The 20,391-nt window shown below is 71.8% G+C and carries 18 protein-coding genes; 14 read left to right on the top strand and 4 right to left on the bottom strand.

Annotated elements, in window-relative coordinates:
• Nucleotides 1-3: 3 nt before the first annotated feature.
• Nucleotides 4-828 carry an alpha/beta fold hydrolase gene (locus HNO83_RS01620; protein ID WP_175335742.1) on the bottom strand — a complete coding sequence of 275 codons (825 nt, stop codon included), beginning with the start codon at nucleotides 826-828 and terminating at the stop codon, nucleotides 4-6.
• Between the two features lie 263 nt (nucleotides 829-1,091).
• Here HNO83_RS01620 and HNO83_RS01615 point away from each other — a divergent pair, with 263 nt between their 5' ends.
• Nucleotides 1,092-2,327 carry a S1C family serine protease gene (locus HNO83_RS01615; RefSeq protein WP_249776406.1) on the top strand — a complete coding sequence of 412 codons (1,236 nt, stop codon included), beginning with the start codon at nucleotides 1,092-1,094 and terminating at the stop codon, nucleotides 2,325-2,327.
• Nucleotides 2,328-2,405: 78 nt separating this feature from the next.
• Nucleotides 2,406-2,930 carry a GNAT family N-acetyltransferase gene (locus tag HNO83_RS01610; protein ID WP_175335741.1) on the top strand — a complete coding sequence of 175 codons (525 nt, stop codon included), beginning with the start codon at nucleotides 2,406-2,408 and terminating at the stop codon, nucleotides 2,928-2,930.
• Between the two features lie 63 nt (nucleotides 2,931-2,993).
• Here HNO83_RS01610 and HNO83_RS01605 read toward each other — a convergent pair whose 3' ends face one another.
• From HNO83_RS01605 to HNO83_RS01595, 3 genes are all read right to left on the bottom strand, one after another.
• Entirely contained in the window at nucleotides 2,994-3,269 is a 276-nt protein-coding gene (locus HNO83_RS01605) for a type II toxin-antitoxin system TacA family antitoxin (RefSeq protein WP_175335740.1), read from the bottom strand.
• A 71-nt stretch (nucleotides 3,270-3,340) separates the two neighbouring features.
• Nucleotides 3,341-3,853, bottom strand: coding sequence for a GNAT family N-acetyltransferase (locus tag HNO83_RS01600; RefSeq protein ID WP_175335739.1), 513 nt, complete (start codon nucleotides 3,851-3,853; stop codon nucleotides 3,341-3,343).
• A 10-nt stretch (nucleotides 3,854-3,863) separates the two neighbouring features.
• On the bottom strand, nucleotides 3,864-4,745 hold the full coding sequence (locus tag HNO83_RS01595) for a MurR/RpiR family transcriptional regulator (RefSeq protein ID WP_249776405.1): 882 nt from the start codon (nucleotides 4,743-4,745) through the stop codon (nucleotides 3,864-3,866).
• Nucleotides 4,746-4,929: 184 nt separating this feature from the next.
• Between HNO83_RS01595 and HNO83_RS01590 the strand changes: the two genes are divergently transcribed.
• The 12 genes from HNO83_RS01590 to HNO83_RS01535 are packed head-to-tail and all read left to right on the top strand — an operon-like array spanning nucleotide 4,930 to nucleotide 20,313.
• Nucleotides 4,930-6,477 carry an ABC transporter substrate-binding protein gene (locus HNO83_RS01590; RefSeq protein ID WP_175335737.1) on the top strand — a complete coding sequence of 516 codons (1,548 nt, stop codon included), beginning with the start codon at nucleotides 4,930-4,932 and terminating at the stop codon, nucleotides 6,475-6,477.
• A gap of 55 nt (nucleotides 6,478-6,532) precedes the next feature.
• Nucleotides 6,533-7,510 carry an ABC transporter permease gene (locus HNO83_RS01585; protein WP_175335736.1) on the top strand — a complete coding sequence of 326 codons (978 nt, stop codon included), beginning with the start codon at nucleotides 6,533-6,535 and terminating at the stop codon, nucleotides 7,508-7,510.
• On the top strand, nucleotides 7,507-8,400 hold the full coding sequence (locus HNO83_RS01580; RefSeq protein WP_349627047.1) for an ABC transporter permease: 894 nt from the start codon (nucleotides 7,507-7,509) through the stop codon (nucleotides 8,398-8,400). Before HNO83_RS01585 ends, HNO83_RS01580 begins: the two co-directional genes overlap by 4 nt.
• On the top strand, nucleotides 8,397-9,332 hold the full coding sequence (gene murQ, locus HNO83_RS01575) for an N-acetylmuramic acid 6-phosphate etherase (protein ID WP_175335735.1): 936 nt from the start codon (nucleotides 8,397-8,399) through the stop codon (nucleotides 9,330-9,332). The genes HNO83_RS01580 and murQ overlap by 4 nt, the downstream gene beginning before the upstream one ends.
• Complete coding sequence (locus HNO83_RS01570; RefSeq protein WP_175335734.1) at nucleotides 9,332-10,540, top strand: anhydro-N-acetylmuramic acid kinase; 1,209 nt, start codon at nucleotides 9,332-9,334, stop codon at nucleotides 10,538-10,540. Before murQ ends, HNO83_RS01570 begins: the two co-directional genes overlap by 1 nt.
• Complete coding sequence (locus HNO83_RS01565) at nucleotides 10,537-11,715, top strand: serine hydrolase domain-containing protein (protein WP_175335733.1); 1,179 nt, start codon at nucleotides 10,537-10,539, stop codon at nucleotides 11,713-11,715. The genes HNO83_RS01570 and HNO83_RS01565 overlap by 4 nt, the downstream gene beginning before the upstream one ends.
• Entirely contained in the window at nucleotides 11,712-13,358 is a 1,647-nt protein-coding gene (locus HNO83_RS01560) for an ABC transporter ATP-binding protein (protein WP_175335732.1), read from the top strand. The genes HNO83_RS01565 and HNO83_RS01560 overlap by 4 nt, the downstream gene beginning before the upstream one ends.
• A 13-nt stretch (nucleotides 13,359-13,371) precedes the next feature.
• Nucleotides 13,372-16,161, top strand: a complete 2,790-nt coding sequence (locus tag HNO83_RS01555) for an FAD-binding and (Fe-S)-binding domain-containing protein (protein WP_175335731.1) — start codon at nucleotides 13,372-13,374, stop codon at nucleotides 16,159-16,161.
• Nucleotides 16,142-17,365, top strand: a complete 1,224-nt coding sequence (locus HNO83_RS01550) for an MFS transporter (protein WP_175335730.1) — start codon at nucleotides 16,142-16,144, stop codon at nucleotides 17,363-17,365. Before HNO83_RS01555 ends, HNO83_RS01550 begins: the two co-directional genes overlap by 20 nt.
• Nucleotides 17,366-17,369: 4 nt before the next feature.
• On the top strand, nucleotides 17,370-18,389 hold the full coding sequence (locus HNO83_RS01545; RefSeq protein WP_175335729.1) for an efflux RND transporter periplasmic adaptor subunit: 1,020 nt from the start codon (nucleotides 17,370-17,372) through the stop codon (nucleotides 18,387-18,389).
• Nucleotides 18,389-19,087 (top strand): ABC transporter ATP-binding protein, encoded by a 699-nt coding sequence (locus tag HNO83_RS01540; protein WP_175335728.1) that lies wholly within the window; start codon nucleotides 18,389-18,391, stop codon nucleotides 19,085-19,087. The genes HNO83_RS01545 and HNO83_RS01540 overlap by 1 nt, the downstream gene beginning before the upstream one ends.
• Complete coding sequence (locus HNO83_RS01535) at nucleotides 19,084-20,313, top strand: ABC transporter permease (protein WP_175335727.1); 1,230 nt, start codon at nucleotides 19,084-19,086, stop codon at nucleotides 20,311-20,313. The genes HNO83_RS01540 and HNO83_RS01535 overlap by 4 nt, the downstream gene beginning before the upstream one ends.
• Nucleotides 20,314-20,391 lie beyond the last annotated feature (78 nt).

The raw sequence follows: 20,391 nt of genomic DNA, 5'->3' as shown, positions 1-20,391 counted from the left end.
CGGCTACGACTGCAGCCACTCCAGCAGGTCGGCGTTGATCGTGTCGGCCTGGGTGGTCGGCATCCCGTGCGGGAAGCCCGGGTACGACTTCAGCGTGCCGTTCGGAAGCAGCTTCGCCGAGAGCGGGCCGGCGTCGGCGTAGGGGACGATCTGGTCGTCCTCGCCGTGCATCACCAGCACCGGGACCGTGATCTTCTTGAGGTCCTCGGTGAAGTCGGTCTGCGAGAAGGCGACGATGCCGTCGTAGTGCGCCTTCGCACCGCCCATCATCCCCTGGCGCCACCAGTTCTCGATGATCGCCTCGGACGACTCGACGCCCGGACGGTTGAACCCGTAGAACGGACCGGACGGCAGCGCGCGGTAGAACTCCGACCGGTTCGCCGCGAGCTGCGCCTGCAGGTCGTCGAACACGCTCTTCGGCAGTCCGCCCGGGTTGTTCTCGGTCTGCACCATGATCGGGGGGACGGCGCTGATCAGCACACCGCGGGCGACGCGGTCCTCGCCGTAGGTGGCGATGTAGTGCGCGACCTCGCCGCCGCCGGTCGAGTGCCCGACGTGGATGGCGTCCCGCAGGTCGAGCGCTTCGACCACCGCCCGCAGGTCGGCGGCGTAGTGGTCCATGTCGTGGCCGTCGCTCACCTGGCTGGAGCGCCCGTGCCCGCGCCGGTCGTGCGCGACGACGCGGTAGCCGTGCTGGAGGAAGAACAGCAGCTGCGTGTCCCAGTCGTCGGCCGACAGCGGCCAGCCGTGACTGAACACGATCGGCTGACCCGAACCCCAGTCCTTGTAGTAGATCTCGACGCCGTCCGACGTGGTGACAGTTCCCATGTTTCCCTCCGGTGAGCAGTGCGGTGCTGTGGGTCAGGGTGCAGGGCAACGCTAACGTCCCCCGGACGGGGTGCACCAGGCCCGGGCTGGAACGGTCCGGTTACGAACGTGTGAACCGGTTCGGTACCGCGTGTCGAGCGATCTCCCTTCCTTCTCATAGGAAGCTCTGGCTTTCTCCCGGCGGACCCACATCCGGGCCATCGCGTTCCCTCACGCGGGTGCGGTGTGCTGAGCAGGCCAGCACATCCCGAGAGGACCAGACCATGAACACGAACGACGGAGCCCCCGCCAGCCCGGACGACCGGGACGCCGTGACGCCGGGAGGGGGCGACGGGCACCGCGTCCCCGCGCGTCGGCGGCAGGGGCGGATGGTCGCCGTGTCGTCGGCCCTCGCCCTCGCCCTCGTGGCCGGGTCGGCCTTCGGGATCGCGGCGGCGACCGGGACCGGCTCGTCGGCCGCTGCCCACACCGCCTCCGCGCCGGACGTCAGGACTGCGCTCGCGCGCGGTCCCTACGGCTACGGCGGGGGCTCGGGTCACGGGGGTTCGGCGTCCGATTCGTCCGGCGCGACCGCGCTGGCGAGCGCGACCGCGGCGCAGGAGGTGGGAGTGGTCGACATCACCTCGCAGCTCACCTACGCTCAGGCCGAGAGCGCCGGGACGGGCATCGTGTTGTCGTCGGACGGCGAGATCCTCACCAACAACCACGTCGTCGAGGGCGCCACCAGCATCAGCGTGACGGTCGTCGCGACCGGCGCCGTCTACACGGCCGCGGTCGTCGGGACCGACGCGACCGACGACGTCGCGGTCCTCCAGTTGAACGGCGCGTCCGGCCTCGCCACGGCCGCTCTCGACACCTCCGGCGACACGGTGGTCGGCGAGGCGGTGACCGGCGTCGGCAACGCGGGCGGCACGGGCGGGACGCCGTCGGCCTCGCCCGGCACCGTGACCGCGCTCGACCAGACCATCACGACGCAGGCGGAGCAGACGGCGGCCTCGGAGACGCTCTCGGGCCTCATCGAGACCGACGCGGACATCCAGGCGGGCGACTCGGGCGGCCCGCTGTTCGACGCGTCCGACCGCGTGATCGGGATCGACACCGCCGCTCAGGAGGGCGGGTCGACGGTGGCCGGCTACGCCATCCCCATCGAGGATGCTCTCGCGATCGCCGCGCGGATCGAGGCGGGTCAGGCCTCGTCCACCGTGACCATCGGCTACCCGGCGTTCCTCGGGGTGGAGGTGGCGTCCGACCTCGCCGGCGCGACCGGCACTGGCGCGGCCATCACGGGAGTCGTCGACGGCGGCCCCGCCGCCGCCGCCGGCTTGTCCGCGGGCGACACGATCACCGCCCTCGGCGGGACCGCGGTCTCCTCCGCGGAAGACCTCACCTCCGCACTCGCCGCGCACCGGCCGGGCCAGACGGTCACGGTCACGTGGACCGACGGGGACGGCGTTTCGCACACCGCGGACCTCACGCTGACGGAGGGGCCGGTCGCCTGAGGCCCCTTCCCATCGGCCGAGCCGCTCATCCACCGTGTACTTTTTACACATCCGGCGACAGTTGCGTAAAATCCTTACATGGTCCGGATCGATCGCGTCGACATCCATCGGAAGCTCGTCCCAGTGCGGCAGGTCGGGCTTCCGGACCTCGCGGACGTCGTCGCGATCTTCCTGGACTGCTGGAGGCTCAGCTACCGCGAAGTGATGCCGGCCGAGCTGGTCGCGCGGATGAGCCCCGAGGCCGCCGAGGAGCTGTGGGCGCGGAGCCTCGCCGATCCCGGCATGGAGTTCCTCGGCGCCGAGGGGCCGGACGGGCGGCTCGCCGGCATCGTCGGGTTCCGGATCGCCGATCCGGGCGTCGGCTACGTCAGCTCCCTCTACGTCTCGCCGCACACGCAGGGCGGCGGGTTCGGACGCCACCTGCTGACGGCTGCCGAGCGCGGACTGGCGGAGCTCGGCGCCACCACCGCCCGCCTGTGGGTCTTCGAGCAGAACGAGCCCTCCCGGCGTTTCTACGAGCGCTCCGGCTGGGAGCCGGATGGCACGCGCGAGACCCTCCCCGAGTGGGGCGTGCCGCAGATCGGCATGGCGAAGCGGCTCTGAGTCAGCTGCCGCCCCGGCGCGGGCGCGATGCCACGCGGCGGCGTCCTACTGGCCCACGACGTTCTAGACGGACTCGAGGGCTTGGCTCTCGCGCACCTGACGAATGAGATCGGCGAGTGGCTTGGACGCAACGGCAGGGGCTTCCAGCGCGCGCTCGATCTGGTTCACCTCAACAGGACTGAGCTTGAGAAGAGCGTCTTGCAGGAGGATGGCCCGAGCGTTGTCCAGGGCTGGCCCGAGAATGAAAGACGTGAGGTCCTGCTGTTGCAGATCGGCGGCATGGCGCAGCATGTCCCGCGCTTCTTCGGACAGGCGGATGTTGATTCTCTCGGACTTCACGGTTGATCCCTTGCGGTGGCTGACGTGTCTAGCGTACATACGCTGTACTCACGCAGCAAGGTGTGGTGGAGTCAGGATGCCGATGCGAAGGTCGCTCGCAGATTCTTGGTTGTCATGAACAGCCGCAGCGGGTGATCCTCCAAAGACGTGAATCCCATCTTTCGGTAGAACGCGCAGAGCTCGTTCGTGAGCGCGTCGACAAGCACCACCTCAAACCCGGTGAGCTTCGAGACCTCGACGAACGCAGTCAGAGCGTGAACAAGGAGCAGCTTGCCCAGACCTTTCCCCTGTTCGCGTGTGTCGACCCCCATTTGTGCGAGGAGGATGGCGGACAGCGGATACTTCGCGCGTCCTATGCCGAATGCTTGCGCTGCTTCGTCGCGCGTCATCACGCCGACAACTGACGAGTAGAACCCGACGATCTCCTGCCCGCGAACGGCTAAGACGGTTCGCGGTGCCCCGGCGCGGTCGGCCTGCCCAGCTTGCGTACGGAACCAGGAGTTGACGGGGGCCTCGCCGCAGTCGAAAGTCGACCGATCGAATCGCGACGAGAATGGGACGAACCTTATCGCTTGCTCATTCATCGGCTCTGAGTCAGCTGCCGCCCCGGCGCGGGCGTCTGCGGCCCTCCACTGCGGCGAGGGATGCGGCGAGCGCGTCCGCCACCTGGTCGGGGTTCCGCTGGGCCACGCCCATGAAGATGACGTCGACGATCATCAGCTGCGCCATGCGGCTCGACATCGCGCCGTAGCGGAACCGTGTCTCCCGCGATGCCGTGGTCAGTACGGCGTCCGCCATCTGGGCGAGGGGGGAGTTCGGGAAGTTGGTGACCGCGACGGTGAAGGCCCCGGCCCGGTGCGCGGTCTCGATCGCGGAGAGGGCCTCCTCGGTCTCGCCGGAGTGCGAGAACGCGATCGCCACCGACCCGGGCCGGAGGACTGCCGCGCTGGTGAGAGCCAGGTGGGCGTCCGTCCACGCGTTCGCGATGTAGCCGATGCGGCGCAGCTTCTGGCCCAGGTCCTGCGCGGCCAGGCCGCTGGAGGCCGAGCCGTACACGTCCGTGATGGGGGCGTCGATGATCGCCGTGACGACGCGGTCGACCTCGTCCAGGTCGAGCAGCTCGGCCGTCTCCTCGACCGCTCGCGCCTCCTGAAAGGCCAGCTTGCGGACGACATCCCGCGTCGAATCCGTCGGGTCGATGTCGCCCTCGGAGACGCCGAACTGGTAGCGCCGCCCGGTCTCGTCGACCGCCGCACGGGCCAGCGCGAGGCAGAACCCTTTGTACCCGTCGAAGCCGACGCTGCGGCAGAACCGCGCGACCGTGGCCGTCGACGTCCCGCAGCGGGCCGCGAGCTCGGTGATGCTCAGGTTCGCCACCTCGGCGGGGGAGGCCAGGGCGGCCTGCGCGAGCAGCTGCTCACTCCGGCGCAGCATGGGCAGCGCCTGACGCAAGCGCACCAGGATGTCCTCCGTCAACACTGCCTCCTCGTCGTCGTCCAGATTCACCGTAGCGGCACCCATTGGACTTACCGCGTCCATCGTGCTAAATAATTTACAACTTGGAAACGCAAGAGGAATATTTTTCTCATAGCGTTGATCCCGGCAACGTCGCCGACGTTGTTGCTCACAGCAGGCGCAACACCTACCAAGGAGGCCCGAAATGAAGGTCAACCGCTACGGACGGCACGCGATCGCCGCCGGTGCCGCGGTTGCCGCCGCATCCATGCTGCTCGCTGGATGCACCGGTACCGGCAGTTCCCCCACCGCGTCCGCGAACCCGAACGCCACCCTCGTCTTCGGCATCACGGCCGACCCGACCCAGACGATCCCGTGGACGACGACCTCCGAGCAGTCCGTGCAGGTCCTCTCGCAGATCTACAGCCCGCTGCTGACGACCGACAAGAACGACAAGCCGGTCGCCAACCTCGCCGCCCTCCCGAAGGTCTCCGAGGACGGCCTGACCTACACGTTCACCCTCAAGGACGGCCTGAAGTTCAGCAACGGGTCCGCTCTCGACTCCGCCGACGTGAAGTACACGTACGAGAAGATCATGGACCCGGTGTCCAAGGCCAGCTCGCGGTCGTACTTCGCCTCGGTCGCGTCGATCGACGCGCCGTCGCCGACCTCGGTCGTGGTGCACCTGAAGAAGCCGGACGCGTCCTTCCCGTCCGGGCTCACCGCGGTGAACACCGGCATCGTGCCCTCCGACGTGTCGGTCGACAGCCTCCAGACCGACCCGGTCGGCTCCGGCCCGTACAAGTGGGCCGGGCGCGTCGCGAACGAGTCGATCTCGCTCGAGCGCAACCCCGACTTCTTCGGCGGGAAGCCCGGAGCCGCCAAGGTCGAGTTCCGGATCATCCCCGACGACCAGTCGATGGTCTCGGCGCTGAAGACCGGATCGGTCGACGTCGCGATCTTCGACAACCCGGTGACCGCCAAGACGGCCGTCTCCAACAAGACCAAGTCGATGGAGGCCAGCTCGCTGCAGTACCACGTGCTCCAGCTGCGCGCCGCCTCGCCGGTCCTCGCCAACGTGAACTCGCGGCTCGCGATCCAGTGCGCCATCTCGCGTCAGGATGTGATCGACACCGCCGCGCTCGGCTCCGGCACCGTGACGGGCCCGATCACCTCCCCGGAGTACCGCTCCGACCCGAACGCCCAGCCCTGCGCGAAGCAGGACCTCAAGAAGGCGAAGGAGTACCTGCAGAAGGCGGGCACGCCCGACGGCTTCACGCTCAACGTCATGACCTCGCAGGGCCTCTACTCCACGGCCGTCGACGAGGCCCAGAACGTGCAGGCCCAGCTCGGCAAGGTCGGCATCAAGGTCAACGTGCAGGCGCTCGACTCCAACGCCTACGTGCAGAAGTGGCTCGCCGGCGACTTCGACGCGGCGATCGCCCAGAACGCGGGCAGCGCCGACCCGAACACCATGTACGCGCGCTACTTCACCGCGGGCGGCACCTACAACAAGGTGGCCGGCTACAGCTCTCCCGAGCTGGACAGCCTCTTCGCCGAGGGCATCGCGACCACCGACACCGCCAAGCGCAAGGCGGTCTACGAGAAGCTGTCGAACGAGCTCGTCGACAACGCCGCCTGGATCTGGCTCTTCACGCCGAAGGAGTACATCGTGCTCAACTCCAGCGTGAACGGCTTCGAGGCCCGCTACGACGCCGACGTGTCCACCCTGTGGAAGGCGACCCTCTCCTGACCGCGCGCCGGGGCGGGCCCAGCGCCCGCCCCGGCACCCGAACCCCACGGCTGCCATGACTCGACTCCTGCACCTCCTCCGCCATCCCGTCACCCGACGGGTCGGCGAGGCGATCCTCACCCTCATCGGGGTGTCCATCCTCACCTTCGTGATCCTCCGGGTGGTCCCCGGCAACCAGATCACCGCCGCCTACGGCACCGCCGCGGGCGACCTGACCCAGGAGCAGATCCGGCAGCTGGAGTCGTACTACGGCATCGACAAGCCCCCGATCGTGCAGTACTTCGACTGGCTCGGCGGCGTGCTGACCGGCAACCTCGGGGTCAACACCACCTCGCACCAGAGCGTCGTGCAGATGACCGCGCAGGCGCTGCCGAACACCATCGAGCTGGCGCTGTTCTCGATCGTCATCGGGCTGCTGCTCGGCATCCCCGGCGGGGTGTTCGCCGCCAACCGGCCCGGCCGCTTCGGCGACAACGTCACCCAGTTCGGGAGCCTGCTCGCGCTGTCCATCCCGTCGTTCCTGCTCGCGACCGTGCTGGCGACGTGGCTGGCCAACTCGTTCGGCTGGTACCCGAACGGCGAGGGGTACAAGACGCTGCTCCAGGATCCGGCGCTCAACCTGCAGCAGATGATCCTGCCCGCGCTCGTGCTCGGCATCAGCATCGCACCGCCGGTGCTGCAGACGACCCGGACCGCCATCCTCTCCATCCGCGCCGAGGACTACATCCGCACGGCCCGCGCCAAGGGCGTCCCCGAGCGGCGCCTGCGGGTGAGGCACGTGCTGCGCAACGCGCTCATCCCCGTCGTCACGATGACGGGCCTGCAGTTCGGCTTCCTCCTCGGCGGAGCCCTCGTCGCCGAGCAGATCTTCGCGATCCCGGGCATCGGACGCCAGGTCCTGCTCGGGCTGAACCAGAAGGAGTACGCCGTGGTGCAGAGCACGGTGCTGATCATCGCCACGATGTTCGTGCTGGTGAACCTCCTCACCGACCTCGTCTACCGGGTCGTCGACCCGAAGGTGCGTGTCCGGTGAGCGCCGCGACCGGCATGAGCAACGTCCCCGACGTCGCCATCGATTCGAGCCGCCGCTCGCACACGTGGATCGCGGCCTTCCGCACCGTGCCGGGGATCACCGGGCTGGTGCTGATGGCGGTGGTCGTCGTGCTCGCCCTGCTCGCGGCGTTCGGCCTCACGCCGTACAACCCGGCCCACCAGAACGTCTCCGAGGCGCTGAGCGCGCCGAGCGCGAAGCACTGGTTCGGCACGGACCAGTTCGGCCGTGACACGTTCTCCCGCGTCGCCGCCGGGCTCGCCAACTCGCTGCTGATCGCCGTGGTGTCCGTGGCGGCGGCCGCCGTGGTCGGCACTCTGATCGGGGTGCTCGCCGGGTTCTTCCTCGGGGTGACGGACCGCGTGGTGGGCATCGTCACGAACGTGCTGTTCGCCTTCCCGTCGCTGCTGCTCGCGCTGGCGCTCGCCGCCACCCTGCAGCGCAGCTGGCTGACCGTCGCGATCGCCATCGCGGTCGTCTACATGCCGATCTTCGCGCGGGTCGCGCGGGGCCCGGTGCTGACGCTGCGCACCGCCGACTACGTCCAGGCGTCCACCGCCATCGGCCGACGGCGCTTCTCGACGCTGTTCGCCCACGTCATCCCGAACATGCGCGGCATCCTCGTGGTGCAGGTCACGCTGTCGCTGTCGTGGGCGATCCTCACCGAGGCCGCGCTGAGCTTCCTCGGGTTCGGGACGCCGCCCCCGGCCGCCTCCCTCGGCGGCATGGTCTACGAGGCGCAGGCGCTGACCAGCGTCGCCCCGTGGATGCTGCTCTTCCCCGGCGCCGCGCTGATCTGCGCCGTCATCGGGCTGAACCTGCTCGGCGACGGCCTGCGCGCCGCCCTCGACCCCAAGACCGGAGGCCGATGATGGCTGCGAACTCGCCCGACGCCGAACTCGACGAGCTGATGACCGAGGCGGTGGCCGACGACGACCTGATGCTCGACGAGCTGAGCGTCGCGGAGCTGGTCACCCTGATGAACGACCGCGACGCCCTCATCCCGGGTGCGGTGCGGGATGCGCTGCCGACGATCATCGCGGCGATCGAGGAGACCTCCGACCGGGTGCGCGCCGGCGGCCGGATCATCTACGTCGGCGCCGGCACCAGCGGGCGGCTCGGCGTGCTCGACGCCTCCGAGATCCCGCCGACGTTCGGCACGGACGGCAACATCGTGCTCGGCCTGATCGCGGGCGGACCGACCGCCCTGGTCAGCTCGATCGAGGCGGCGGAGGACAGCGAGGAGACCGGACGACGCGACCTGGAGGTCGTCGCGCCCGGGCCGCTCGACACCGTCGTCGGCATCGCCTCCAGCGGCCGGACCCCGTACGTGCTCGGTGCGCTTGCTCTCGCCAACGAGAGCGGCGCCCTCACCGTCGGCCTGTCCTGCAACCTGGACACCCCGATCTCGGCCATCTCCCGGTACGGCATCGAGATCGCGGTCGGCCCGGAGGTGGTCACCGGTTCGACGAGGCTGGGCGCAGGGACCGCGACGAAGCTGGTGCTCAACATGATCTCCACGATCAGCATGATCAGGCTCGGCAAGACGTACAAGACGCTCATGGTCGACGTGAAGGCGACCAACGCGAAGCTGGTCCGCCGCGCCGTCCGCATCGTCACCCTCGCCACCGGCACGGACGACGAGACCGCGCGCGTCGCCCTCGATGCGGCGGACTGGAACGCGAAGCTGGCGATCGCGACGATCGTCACCGGCATGAGCGTCGAGGACGCCCGGCGTGCGCTGGACGATGCGGCCGGCGTCCTGCGCACGGTGGTCGCCTCGGCTCCGAAGGCGGCCTCCTGATGCGCGTCCTCGGCATGATCTCCGGCACGTCGCACGACGGCATCGACATCGCCGTCGTCGACTTCGCCGACGACGCGGACGGCGTGACCGTCGCGATCGAGTACACGACCTCCACTCCGTACTCGCCCGGACTGCGCGAGCGGCTGCGGGCGGCGCTCCCGCCCGCGCCGGTCGGCTTCGACGTCGCGTGCGAGCTCGACACGCTGATCGGCCAGGAGTTCGGTGCTGCCGCGGCCGCTGCCCTGCGCGCGCACGGCGAGGCCGGCTTCGGACCGGTGGACCTGATCTGCTCGCATGGGCAGACCGTGTTCCACTGGATCGCCGACGGCCGCGCGCTCGGGACGCTGCAGCTCGGGCAGCCCGCCTGGATCGCGGAGGCCACGGGCCTCCCGGTGCTGTCGGATCTGCGTGCGGCGGACATCGCCGCGGGCGGGCAGGGCGCGCCGCTCGTGCCCATCCTCGACACGATCCTCCTCACCGGCGCCGCGGAGGAGAGCCGCCGCGCGGGCGCCCTCAACCTCGGCGGGATCGCCAACGTCACCGTGGTCTCCTCCGGCGAGGAGCCGGTGGCATGGGACATCGGCCCCGCCAACGCGCTCATCGATGCGGTGGTCACGGCCGATGCCGGGACCGCGGACGGGTTCGACCGGGACGGCCGGCTGGCCGCGGCGGGCACCGTCGACGACGTGCTCCTGGAGCAGCTCCTCGCGGAGCCGTACTACGCGCTGCCGACGCCGAAGAGCACGGGCAAGGAGCTGTTCCACCTCGACTACGTCCGCGACCACCTGGCCCGCCGCGGCGCCGACCTCGCGCTCGCCGACGTCGTCGCCACGCTGACCGAGCTGACCGCGCGGACGGTGGCGGATGCCATCCGTGCCGCCGGCGTCGACTGGCTGCTGGCCTCCGGCGGCGGCGTCCGCAACCCCGTCCTGCTCCGGCGCATCGCCGAGCTGCTGCCGGAGGCGGAGGTGCGCCCGAGCGACGCCGTCGGCGTCCCGTCCGACGACAAGGAGGCCGTCGCCTTCGCCCTGATCGGCTGGGCGAGCGCGAACGGCCTGCCCGGCAACGTCCCCAGCTGCACCGGCGCCTCGGGCGGACGGGTGCTGGGGCGGCTCAGCCCGGCGCCGGGCGCTCCGCTGCCGCCCGCGGCTGTCCGCGACGCCTGGCCGCGTGTGACGTTCCGCCCGAGCGAGAGGGGCGCCCGATGAGCCCGCTCGACCCGTACGTCGACCGCATGCTCCGGCTCGGCGGCGCCGACGCGCACCCCGCGTCGGCGGTCGTCGGCGTCCGCACCTCCGACGGTTCCGACGTCGCGGTCGGCGGCTGGGCCGCTGCGGCCTCGGAGACGGCCCCGGCCGTCCCGATGCGCCGCGACCTCCTCCTCGACCTCGCCTCCGTCACCAAGGTCGCCGCGACCACCGTGCTCGTCATGCGTCTCGTGGATGACGGCCGCGTCGCGCTCGACGAGAAGGTCCACCGTCTGCTTCCCGCCTTCACCGGCGACGGCAAGGCCGAGGTCACCCTCGAACAGCTGCTGACGCACACCGCGGGGCTGCAGCCGTGGTGGCCGCTGTACCTGGAGGCCCCCGACCGGGACGGCGCCCTCCTGCGCGCCCAGCAGCTCCCGCTCGCCGCCGCGCCGGGGACCGTCTGGAGTTACTCCGACCTCGGCCTCATCCTCGCCGGCGCGATCGTCGAGCGGGTCACCGGCCTCGGCCTGCGCGAGGCGTACCGCACTCTCGTCGCCGAGCCGCTCGGCCTCGCCAGCGTGTACGGTCCGGTGCCCGCAAACTCCGCCGTCACGAGTGCGGACAGCGACGCGTACGAGTTCGGGATGGTCGCCACCGGCGAGCCCTACCCGGTGCCGTTCCGCGTCGACGGGTTCGCCGGCTGGCGCGGTCGCCCGCTGCGCGGCGAGGTGAACGACGGCAACGCCGCGCACGCCCTCGGCGGCGTCTCCGGCCACGCGGGTCTCTTCTCCACCGTCGACGACCTGCTCGAACTCGGAGCCGCTCTGCGTGGGGGCGGCTTCGTCTCCGAGCCGACGCTGCGCCGCTTCGCGCGGCCCTCCTCGGTGAACCCGGGACAAGCGGTCGGCTTCCGCCGCAGCAGCCTGGGCTCGGGCGACGCCACGGTCACCGTGCTCGGGCACAGCGGGTTCACCGGGACCTGGTTCGGCTTCGGCCTGGATGCCGACGTGGTCGTCGCGGGCGCCGCGATGCGCCTCGCCGGCGTCGTCGGACCGCTCCCGGCGGCCACCGAACGTCCGCGCATCCCGGTGCTCGTCACCGGCGACGCCATCCAGTCCGTCCTGCTCGACGCGGCCGCCGACACGCTCGCGGCCGCCGCCTCTCCCCTCCCGACGAACGCCGAGGAACGATGAACAGCAACCATCAGGAATCCGTCCGCGAGCCCGTGCTGAGCATCCGCGACCTGTCCGTCACGTTCACGACCTCCCGCGGAGAGGTCGAGGCGGTCCGCAACGTCAGCCTCGACGTGGCCGCGGGGGAGACCGTGGCGATCGTCGGCGAGTCCGGGTCCGGCAAGTCGACCCTCGCCGCCTGCGTCAACCGGCTGCTCGCCGACAACGGCCGGATCTCGTCCGGCACCATCCGGCTCAAGGAGCTCGACATCACGGCGGCGCCGGAACGCGCAATGACGGCCATCCGCGGCAACCGCATCGGGCTCGTGCCGCAGGACCCGATGACGAACCTGAACCCGGTCATGAAGATCGGGGCGCAGATCGTCGAGGCGCTGCAGGTGCACGGCCGGGCGAAGGGCGACGCGGCGAAGCAGGAGGCCATCCGCCTGCTGGAGCGCGCCGGCATCGCGGACGCGCCCGCCCGGTTCAACCAGTACCCGCACGAGTTCTCCGGCGGCATGCGGCAGCGCGTCCTGATCGCGATGGCGCTGGCGTGCCGCCCCGAGGTCCTCCTCGCCGACGAGCCGACCTCGGCGCTCGACGTGACCGTGCAGCGCCTGGTGCTCGACCAGATGGGCGAGCTCGCCTCGGAACTGGGGGCCGCGGTGCTCCTGATCACGCACGACCTGGCGCTCGCCGCCGAGCGCGCCGACCGCGTCGCCGTGATGTTCCGCGGGGAGATCGTCGAGACCGGGCCCGCGGCGGAGCTCGTGGCGAACCCGCAGCACGAGTACACCCGGCGGCTGCTCGCCGCGGCACCCGGAATGGCGAGCGCGAAGGTCGCCCCGGCCGTCGTCTCCGGGCCCGGCGGCGAGGCGCCGGAGACCCTGCTGGAGGTGACCGGCGCGGTGAAGAAGTACCGCATCCGGGGCCGGTCGGAGCCGTTCCTCGCCATCGACGGCGTGAGCCTCCGGGTGCCGCGCGGCCAGACCGTCGCCATCGTGGGCGAGTCCGGCTCCGGCAAGTCGACCACCGCACGTCTCGCGCTCAAGCTGGAGGAGCCGGACGGCGGCAGCGTCTCCTTCCGCGGCGAGGACGTCTCGCGGCTGACCGGCCGCCGTCTCCTGGAATTCCGCCGGGCCGTGCAGCCCGTGTTCCAGAACCCCTACGCCTCCCTCGATCCGCGCTACACGATCGGGCAGGTGATCGCGGAACCGCTGCGCGTTCACCGCATCGGCGACGCCGCGGGCCGCAGGACCGCGGTCGCCGACCTGCTCGACAAGGTCGCGCTGCCCGGCTCGTTCGCCGACCGCTACCCCCACGAGCTCTCCGGCGGCCAGCGGCAGCGCGTCGCGATCGCCCGGGCGCTCGCGCTGAACCCCGAGCTGGTCGTCATGGACGAGGCGGTGAGCGCCCTGGATGTGCTGGTGCAGGAGCAGATCCTCGACCTGATGGTCTCCCTCCAGCGCGAACTGGGGCTGTCGTACCTCTTCATCAGTCACGACCTCGCCGTGGTGCGCCTGGTCGCGCACCAGGTGTACGTGATGCGCGCGGGCGAGATCGTGGAGAGCGGGGAGCCCGACGCCATCTTCGAGTCGCCGCAGCAGGAGTACACCCGTCAGCTGATCGCCGCCATCCCGGGCTCCTCGCTCGCGGTGGCCTGAGCGGACGCCGGCGATGGCAGCCCCCGCGGAACTGGCCGAACGGCTCGAGAGCCTCGCGCCCGGCTCGGTGCGCGACCGCGCGATCGACCGGCTGGCGATGGCGCACGACGCGTCCCACTACCTGATGACACCGCTGAGCGTGGTGACGGTGCGCGACACCGCTCACCTCGCGCAGCTGCTCGGCGTCGCCTCCGGGTCGGGGGCGCGGGTCGCATTCCGTTCCGGCGGCACCAGCCTGTCCGGGCAGGCGTCGACCACCGGCCTCCTGCTGGACACGCGCGCGAACTTCCGCGCCATCGAGGTGCTCGACGGCGGGGAGCGCGTGCGCGTGCAGCCTGGCGCGACCGTCCGCCAGGTGAACGCGCGACTCGCCCGCCACGGCCGCAAGCTCGGCCCGGACCCCGCGAGCGAGGCGGCGTGCACGATCGGCGGGGTCGTCGCGAACAACTCCAGCGGGATGGCGTGCGGCACCGAGCACAACACCTACAACACGATCGTGTCGGCGGTGCTCGTGCTCGCGGACGGGACCGTGCTCGACACCGCCGCGCCCGACGCCGACCTGCGCCTGCGCACCGCCTCCCCGGAACTGTGGACGGGACTCGCCGAGCTGCGCGAGCACCTCCGTGCGGATGCCGGAATGGTCGCGACGATCCGCCGCCAGTACGCCATCAAGAACACGATGGGCTACGGCCTCAACGCCTTCCTCGACCACGACGCGCCGGTCGACATCCTGGTGCACCTGGTCGTCGGCAGCGAGGGGACGCTGGCCTTCGTCGCCGAGGCGACCTTCGCCACCCTGCCGGTGCGGACCCACACGGCCACCGGGATGCTGTACTTCCGCACGCTCGCGGACGCGACGGGCGCTCTGCCCGCGCTCGTCGCCTCCGGCCTCGCCACCGTCGAACTGCTCGACGCCACCTCGCTGCGGGTCGCGCAGCGCGACCCCGGCGCCGACGACGAGCTCCTCGGCCTGGATGTCGACCGGCACGCCGCACTGCTCGTCGAGTACCAGGAGCCCGACGCGGACGCGCTCGCGGCCCGCCTCGCCGCCTGGAGCGAGCTGGCCCCCACCCTCCCGCTCGCCCAGCCGGCGGCCCTCACCCGGGACCCGGCCAGGAGGAACGCGCTCTGGCACATCCGGAAGGACCTCTACGCGACCGTCGCGGGCAACCGCCCGTCCGGGACGACAGCCATGCTCGAGGACATCGCCGTGCCGGTCGCGACCCTCCGGGCGACCTGCGAGGGGCTGATCGAGCTGTTCGACCGCCACGGCTACGAGGACAGCGTGATCTTCGGGCACGCAAAGGACGGCAACATCCACTTCATGCTCACCGAGCACTTCGACGACCCCGGCTCGACGCGGCGCTACGCCGAGTTCACCGAGGAGATGGTGGAGCTGGTGCTCCGCAACGGCGGCACGCTCAAGGCCGAGCACGGGACCGGCCGGATCATGGCGCCGTATGTGCGCCGCCAGTTCGGCGACGCTCTCTACGGCGTGATGCTGCGCGTGAAGCAGCTCGCCGATCCGGGCGGCCTGCTCAACCCGGGCGTGCTCCTGAACGAGGACCCGGACGGTCCCCTGCAGCACCTCAAGCTCACTCCGACCGTCGAGGCGGAGGTCGACCGCTGCGTCGAGTGCGGCTACTGCGAGCCCGTCTGCCCGAGCAAGGACCTCACGGTCACGCCGCGTCAGCGGATCGTGCTCCGCCGCGAACGGGAGCGCGCCCGGCTGGCGGGCGACCTCGCGCTGGTCGAGGAACTCGACCGCGACTACCGCTACGACGGCCTGGACACCTGCGCCGCCGACGGCATGTGCCAGACCGCCTGCCCGGTGCGCATCGACACCGGGAAGCTCGTGAAGCGGCTGCGGGCGGAGCACGACGACTCGCTCGTCGCCGCGGGCTGGAACGTCGCCGCCGGCCGCTGGGACGCGGTCACGCGGGTCGGCGCTGTCGCGATGACGACCGCGAAGCTGCTGCCCGCGCCGCTGGTGACCGCCGTCACCGACCTCGGGCGCATCGTGATCGGCTCGGACGACGTCCCGCGCTACGACCGCGGACTCCCGCGCGGCGGCGTCCGGAGACGGCCCCGGGAGGCGGCCGACGCGGTCGCTGTGTACGTGCCGTCGTGCATCGGCTCCCTGTTCGGGCCCGCCGAGTCGTCGCAGGGCGTGCGGGAGGCGTTCCTCGCCCTGTGCGAGCGCGCGCGAGTCGCGGTCGCCATCCCGGAGGGGGTGGAGTCCTTGTGCTGCGGAACCCCGTGGACGTCGAAGGGCAACCCGCGGGGGCACCGGACGATGGCCGACACGGCGCTGCCCGTGCTCCGGGAGGCCACGCGCGCCGGAGAGCTGCCCGTGATCTCGGACGGCGTCTCGTGCACCGAAGGCTTCCTCCACCTGACCGACGGCGCCGGGTTCACCGTCGTCGACGCGGTCGAATTCGTAGAGCGTGAGGTGCTGCCCCTGCTCACCGTGAGGCGGCCGCTCGAGTCGGTGGCCGTGCATCCCACCTGCTCGTCGACCCACCTCGGCGTCACCGACCCGATGGTGCGCGTCGCCCGGGCGATCAGCGACGACGTGGTGGTCCCGGTCGACTGGGGATGCTGCGGCTTCGCCGGCGACCGCGGCATGCTGCATCCCGAGCTCACCGCGTCGGCGACGCGCGCGGAGGCGGCCGAGCTGGCCGGCCGGGAGTTCGCGGCGTACGCCTCCGCCAACCGGACCTGCGAACTCGGCATGACGCGGGCGACCGGCAGGCCGTACCGGCACATCCTCGAGCTGCTCGATGACGCGACCCGGCCCTGAACGGCGACAGGATGCTGCGCTGACGCTGGCCTTCGTCTCCCTCGGCGCGGTCAGCGCGGCGATCCCGGCCTCCCTCCCCGCCGCCGCCACGCGGTTGGGCGTCGCCGCGGCCGACCTGCTGCCGAGCGTGTCCCTGCTGTTCCTCGGCCTGTTCGCCGGGGTCGTCGTGGTCGCGGTCGCGCGGCGGGGGAGCGCGCGGACGATGCTGCCGGTCGGGAGCGGTCTCGAAGCGGCAGGGCTGATCGCGGTCGCCTGTGCGCCGTCGGTCCCGGTCTTCCTCGGTGCCGCGCTCGCCACGGGGATCGGCTTCGGGCTGGTGGAGGCGAGTGCGACCGCGCTGACCCGGGCGCGGTCGGCGCACGGCACCCCCGCGCGGCTGAGCGCCCTCAACGGCGCCTCGGCCGTGGCGGCCGCCGGCGCGCCGCTCCTGATCGTGGCGGGACAGGGTGCCCCCTGGGCGCCGCTCCTCGCGATCGCCCTGGTACCCGCGGGGGCCGCCGTGACGGGGACCGTCGTCAGGACGGGCTGGCCGGGCTCTCCCGACGGAGCGCCCTCTCGCGCTCGCGGCGCCGGCTCGGGCGCGGGTGCGGGCTCGGGTCCGGGCGTGCGCGGCCGCGTGACGCTCCTGGCCGTCGCGCTCTTCCTCTTCGTCGGCGCGGAGACCATCCTCGCCGGATGGTCGAGCACCCTCCCCGCCCAGCTGCTCGATATCGCGCCGGCCGCGGCCGCGGCAGGGACGACCGTGTTCTGGACGCTGATGGCCGTCGGCCGCTTCGCCTGCACGGCCCTCCTCGCCCGCGGCGTACGGCCGGCCGTGTATCTCCCGGTCGCCGCCCTCGTCGCCGCGGTCCTGGGGTCGGCCGGCGCGGCGGTCGGACGGGGCGTCGGTGCCGCGCTGCTGGTCGCCGCGGTCGTCGTCTGCGTCGCGCCCGGCTACGCCCTCCTCATGGGTTGCGCGCTCGCGGTCACCCCTCCCGGCGGCGCGGCGCGGATCTCGAGCGCTCTAGTCGCCGTCGGCGCGGCCGGCGGCTCTGCGATCTCGTTCGTGGTCGCGGCCACGGTCGGGGCTGCCCCGGCGGCGGTCCTCCTCGTCGTGTCCCTCCTGCTCGCCGGCTGCGCCGTGCTGTCCGTGCTGGGGGTCCGGCGGGGTGGTGCGGTCATCCCGGAGGATGATGAGAGTCTTCGCATGGTTCGGCCAGACTGAGGGGATGAGTTCGTCGTCCCCCGGTGTGATGCGCCGCTGGGTGTTCCCGGTCCTCCGCCTCGTCGTCTTCGCCGCCATCGCGGCAGCGCTCGTGAAGCTCGCGTTCTTCAGCGGCGCCACCGCCGGCGCGGACGGGATCAGTCCGACGGGGGTGGTGGCCGAGCCGACGACGACCGTGCAGAGCGGTTCGATCCGCAACGACCTCACCCTGGACGCGACGGTATTCGCGGACGCGGCGGCGCCGGTGCGCGCCACGGCGGCGGGCGAGGTGACGAAGGTCGCCGCCGCGCCGGGCGCCGCGGTCGACGCCGCGACTCCCGTGGCCGTCGTCAAGCACCAACTCGAGACGCCCGCCGCAGACGGCAGCCCCCGGTACAGCACGGAGACGATCGCCGCGGGCGCGGCCGGGACGCTGTCGGCGGTCGACGTGCTCGTCGGCCAGCAGGTCTCCGTGGGCGACGTGCTGGGCCAGGTCGCCCCGCCGACGTTCAACGTCTCGGGGTCGATCGCCGCCGTGCAGCAGTACCGGCTGCTCAGCAAGCCGACCGAGGCGAAGGTGACCATCGCCGGCGGACCGGAGCCGTTCACCTGCACCGGCCTCACCGTCAGCGCTCCGCTCGCCGGGGCGAGCGGCGGGTCCGACGGCCCGGCGCAGGGTCCCGCGCCCTCCGCGGGGTCGTCCTCCGGCGCCGGGTCGTCCGGCGGACCGACGGTGCGCTGCGCGGTGCCCGCCGAGGTGACCGTCTTCGCCGGCCTTGCGGCGAAGCTGACCATCGGCGCCGGGTCGGCAGACGGCGCGCTCATCGTGCCCGCGACCGCCGTCGAGGGAGCGGGCGCGGCGGGCACGGTGTACCGGCCCGCGGCGGACGGCGGCGCCCCGACGCCGGTGAAGGTGCAGCTGGGCATCTTCGACGGTCGGCAGGTGCAGATCGTCGCAGGGCTGAAGAAGGGCGACGAGATCCTGGAGTTCGTTCCGTCGAAGGTCGACGAGCAGGCGGCGTCGGCGAACGGCTTCGGCGGCTGATGGCGATCCTGGTGCTGGACGGGGTCACGCGCGTCGTCGAGATCCCGGACGCCGAGCCGCTGCACATCCTGCGCGGGATCGACCTCGTCGTCGACGCCGGTGAGCACGTGTCGATCGTGGGCCGCAGCGGCTCCGGCAAGTCGACACTGCTCAACATCCTGGGGCTGCTCGACGAGCCGACGGCGGGCAGCATCGTGTTCGACGACGTCCCGGTGCAGCGGATGTCGTCGGCGGAGCGGGACAGGCGCCGGGGCCGCGAGGTGGGGTTCATCTTCCAGCAGTTCAACCTGCTGCCCGGCCGGACGGCCGCCGAGAACGTCGCCACGCCGCTCCTGTACGCCGAGCCGCAGCGGTTCTGGCGGCGTCGCCGGCTCGCCCTGGAGATGCTCGACCGGGTCGGGCTCGCCGACCGCGCCGACTGGCTGCCGAGCCGCCTCTCCGGCGGCGAGCAGCAGCGCGTCGCCATCGCCCGCGCTCTCGTCCGGGAGCCGCGGGTGATCCTGGCCGACGAGCCGACCGGAGCCCTGGATGTGGAGACCGGCCAGGCGGTCATGCGGCTGCTCGACGGGGTGGCCCGCGACAGCAGCGCCGCCCTCGTGACCATCACGCACGACCCGTACATCGCCGCGCTGGCCGACCACCGTCACCGGCTCGACGGCGGCGTGCTGCATCCCGACGAGGTCGAGGTCGTGCGGTGAGGGCGCTGACGTCGGTCTACAGCGTCGTCGTGGAGGCGTGGTCCGAGTTCCGGGTGTACCGGGCGAGGGTGCTCATGGCGATCGTGGGCGTCGCCGTGGCGATCATGGCGCTCACCTCCATCGCGGCCATCTCGGCGGTCGCCCAGCAGGGGGTGGTCGAGGGGCTCGAACGCGGTCAGGGGCGGCCGGCGATGATGAACATCAGCCTGCCGTACTCGGAGGACGGCCGGGCGTTGACGACGGATGCGGAGTTCGGGCGGCTGGTGACCGACGTGCTTGCGCGGTACCAGGTGAGCCATTCGACGCGACAGGGCTACGCACAGCCCGTCGTGCGCGGGCTCCCTGCCGATGCCAACCTGAGCGGGCAGCTGGTCGACCCCGACTACGCGGTGATGTTCCGCACCCGGATCGTCGCCGGCAGCTGGTTCTCGGCGCGCGACGCCGACCGGCTCGTGCCGGCCGTGGTCGTCAACGAGGGTCTCTGGCGCCTGCTCGGCTCGCCGGACCTGCGCTCTCACCCCAAGCTCCACCTGATCAGCCCCGCCCCGGTCGACGCGGTCGTCATCGGTGTCGCCGCGGGCGGCGACGAGCACATGGCCCAGCTGTGGATGCTCTACGACGCCTACCGGGCGCTCCAACCGCCCGGGACACCGCAGGACGAGGCGGGCTCGACGCAGTACTACGCCTGGGTGCCGCCCGCCCTCTCCGCGTCGCTGTCGGAGCGCCTCTCCTCCGACCTCTCGCGCGCCGTCGGCAGCGGTGCAACGGTGAGCGTGAACAGGCAGGACTACCAGGCTGTGGACGGCCCAGACCCGCTGCTCTTCCTCAAGATCGTCGGCGGCGCCGCCGCGGGCCTGATTCTGCTGCTCGGCGCCCTCGGGCTGCTGAACATCTCGATGGTCACCGTGCGGGCCCGCATCCGGGAGATCGGGATCCGCCGCAGCTTCGGAGCGACCGCGGCCCGCGTGTTCGCCGGCGTCATGATGGAGAGCGTGGTCGCGACCACCGTGGCCGGGGTCGCCGGGGTGATGGTCGCGATCCTCGCGCTGGAGAACCCGATCGTCATCGGCTTCCTGCACCGCCAGGGCCTCCAGGATGTGCCGGCCTTCCCGCTGTCCGCGGCGGCGTTCGGGATGCTCGTCGCCGTCGGGGTCGGAGCGCTGGCCGGGCTGCTGCCCTCCCTCGTCGCCGTCCGTGTGCGGCCGATCGACGCCATCCGGTACTGATCGGCGCGGTCTGCGCGAGGCCGAGGTCCGCTGCTTTCGCCCAGGGTCGCTACCATCGCCGATGGGAGGTGCGATGGA

It is taken from the genome of Leifsonia sp. C5G2 (genome assembly GCF_013359685.1).
Classification (GTDB): domain Bacteria; phylum Actinomycetota; class Actinomycetes; order Actinomycetales; family Microbacteriaceae; genus Leifsonia.
This window is presented reverse-complemented; position numbering and strand designations above follow the sequence as displayed.

Coding starts and splice junctions, on each gene's coding strand:
- HNO83_RS01570 (WP_175335734.1), top strand. CDS start 9,332: ATGCGCGTCCTCGGCATGATCTCCGGCACGTCGCACGACGGCATCGAC.
- murQ (WP_175335735.1), top strand. CDS start 8,397: ATGATGGCTGCGAACTCGCCCGACGCCGAACTCGACGAGCTGATGACC.
- HNO83_RS01610 (WP_175335741.1), top strand. CDS start 2,406: ATGGTCCGGATCGATCGCGTCGACATCCATCGGAAGCTCGTCCCAGTG.
- HNO83_RS01565 (WP_175335733.1), top strand. CDS start 10,537: ATGAGCCCGCTCGACCCGTACGTCGACCGCATGCTCCGGCTCGGCGGC.
- HNO83_RS01585 (WP_175335736.1), top strand. CDS start 6,533: ATGACTCGACTCCTGCACCTCCTCCGCCATCCCGTCACCCGACGGGTC.
- HNO83_RS01600 (WP_175335739.1), bottom strand. CDS start 3,853: ATGAATGAGCAAGCGATAAGGTTCGTCCCATTCTCGTCGCGATTCGAT.
- HNO83_RS01560 (WP_175335732.1), top strand. CDS start 11,712: ATGAACAGCAACCATCAGGAATCCGTCCGCGAGCCCGTGCTGAGCATC.
- HNO83_RS01545 (WP_175335729.1), top strand. CDS start 17,370: ATGAGTTCGTCGTCCCCCGGTGTGATGCGCCGCTGGGTGTTCCCGGTC.
- HNO83_RS01550 (WP_175335730.1), top strand. CDS start 16,142: ATGACGCGACCCGGCCCTGAACGGCGACAGGATGCTGCGCTGACGCTG.
- HNO83_RS01590 (WP_175335737.1), top strand. CDS start 4,930: ATGAAGGTCAACCGCTACGGACGGCACGCGATCGCCGCCGGTGCCGCG.
- HNO83_RS01540 (WP_175335728.1), top strand. CDS start 18,389: ATGGCGATCCTGGTGCTGGACGGGGTCACGCGCGTCGTCGAGATCCCG.
- HNO83_RS01555 (WP_175335731.1), top strand. CDS start 13,372: ATGGCAGCCCCCGCGGAACTGGCCGAACGGCTCGAGAGCCTCGCGCCC.
- HNO83_RS01615 (WP_249776406.1), top strand. CDS start 1,092: ATGAACACGAACGACGGAGCCCCCGCCAGCCCGGACGACCGGGACGCC.
- HNO83_RS01620 (WP_175335742.1), bottom strand. CDS start 828: ATGGGAACTGTCACCACGTCGGACGGCGTCGAGATCTACTACAAGGAC.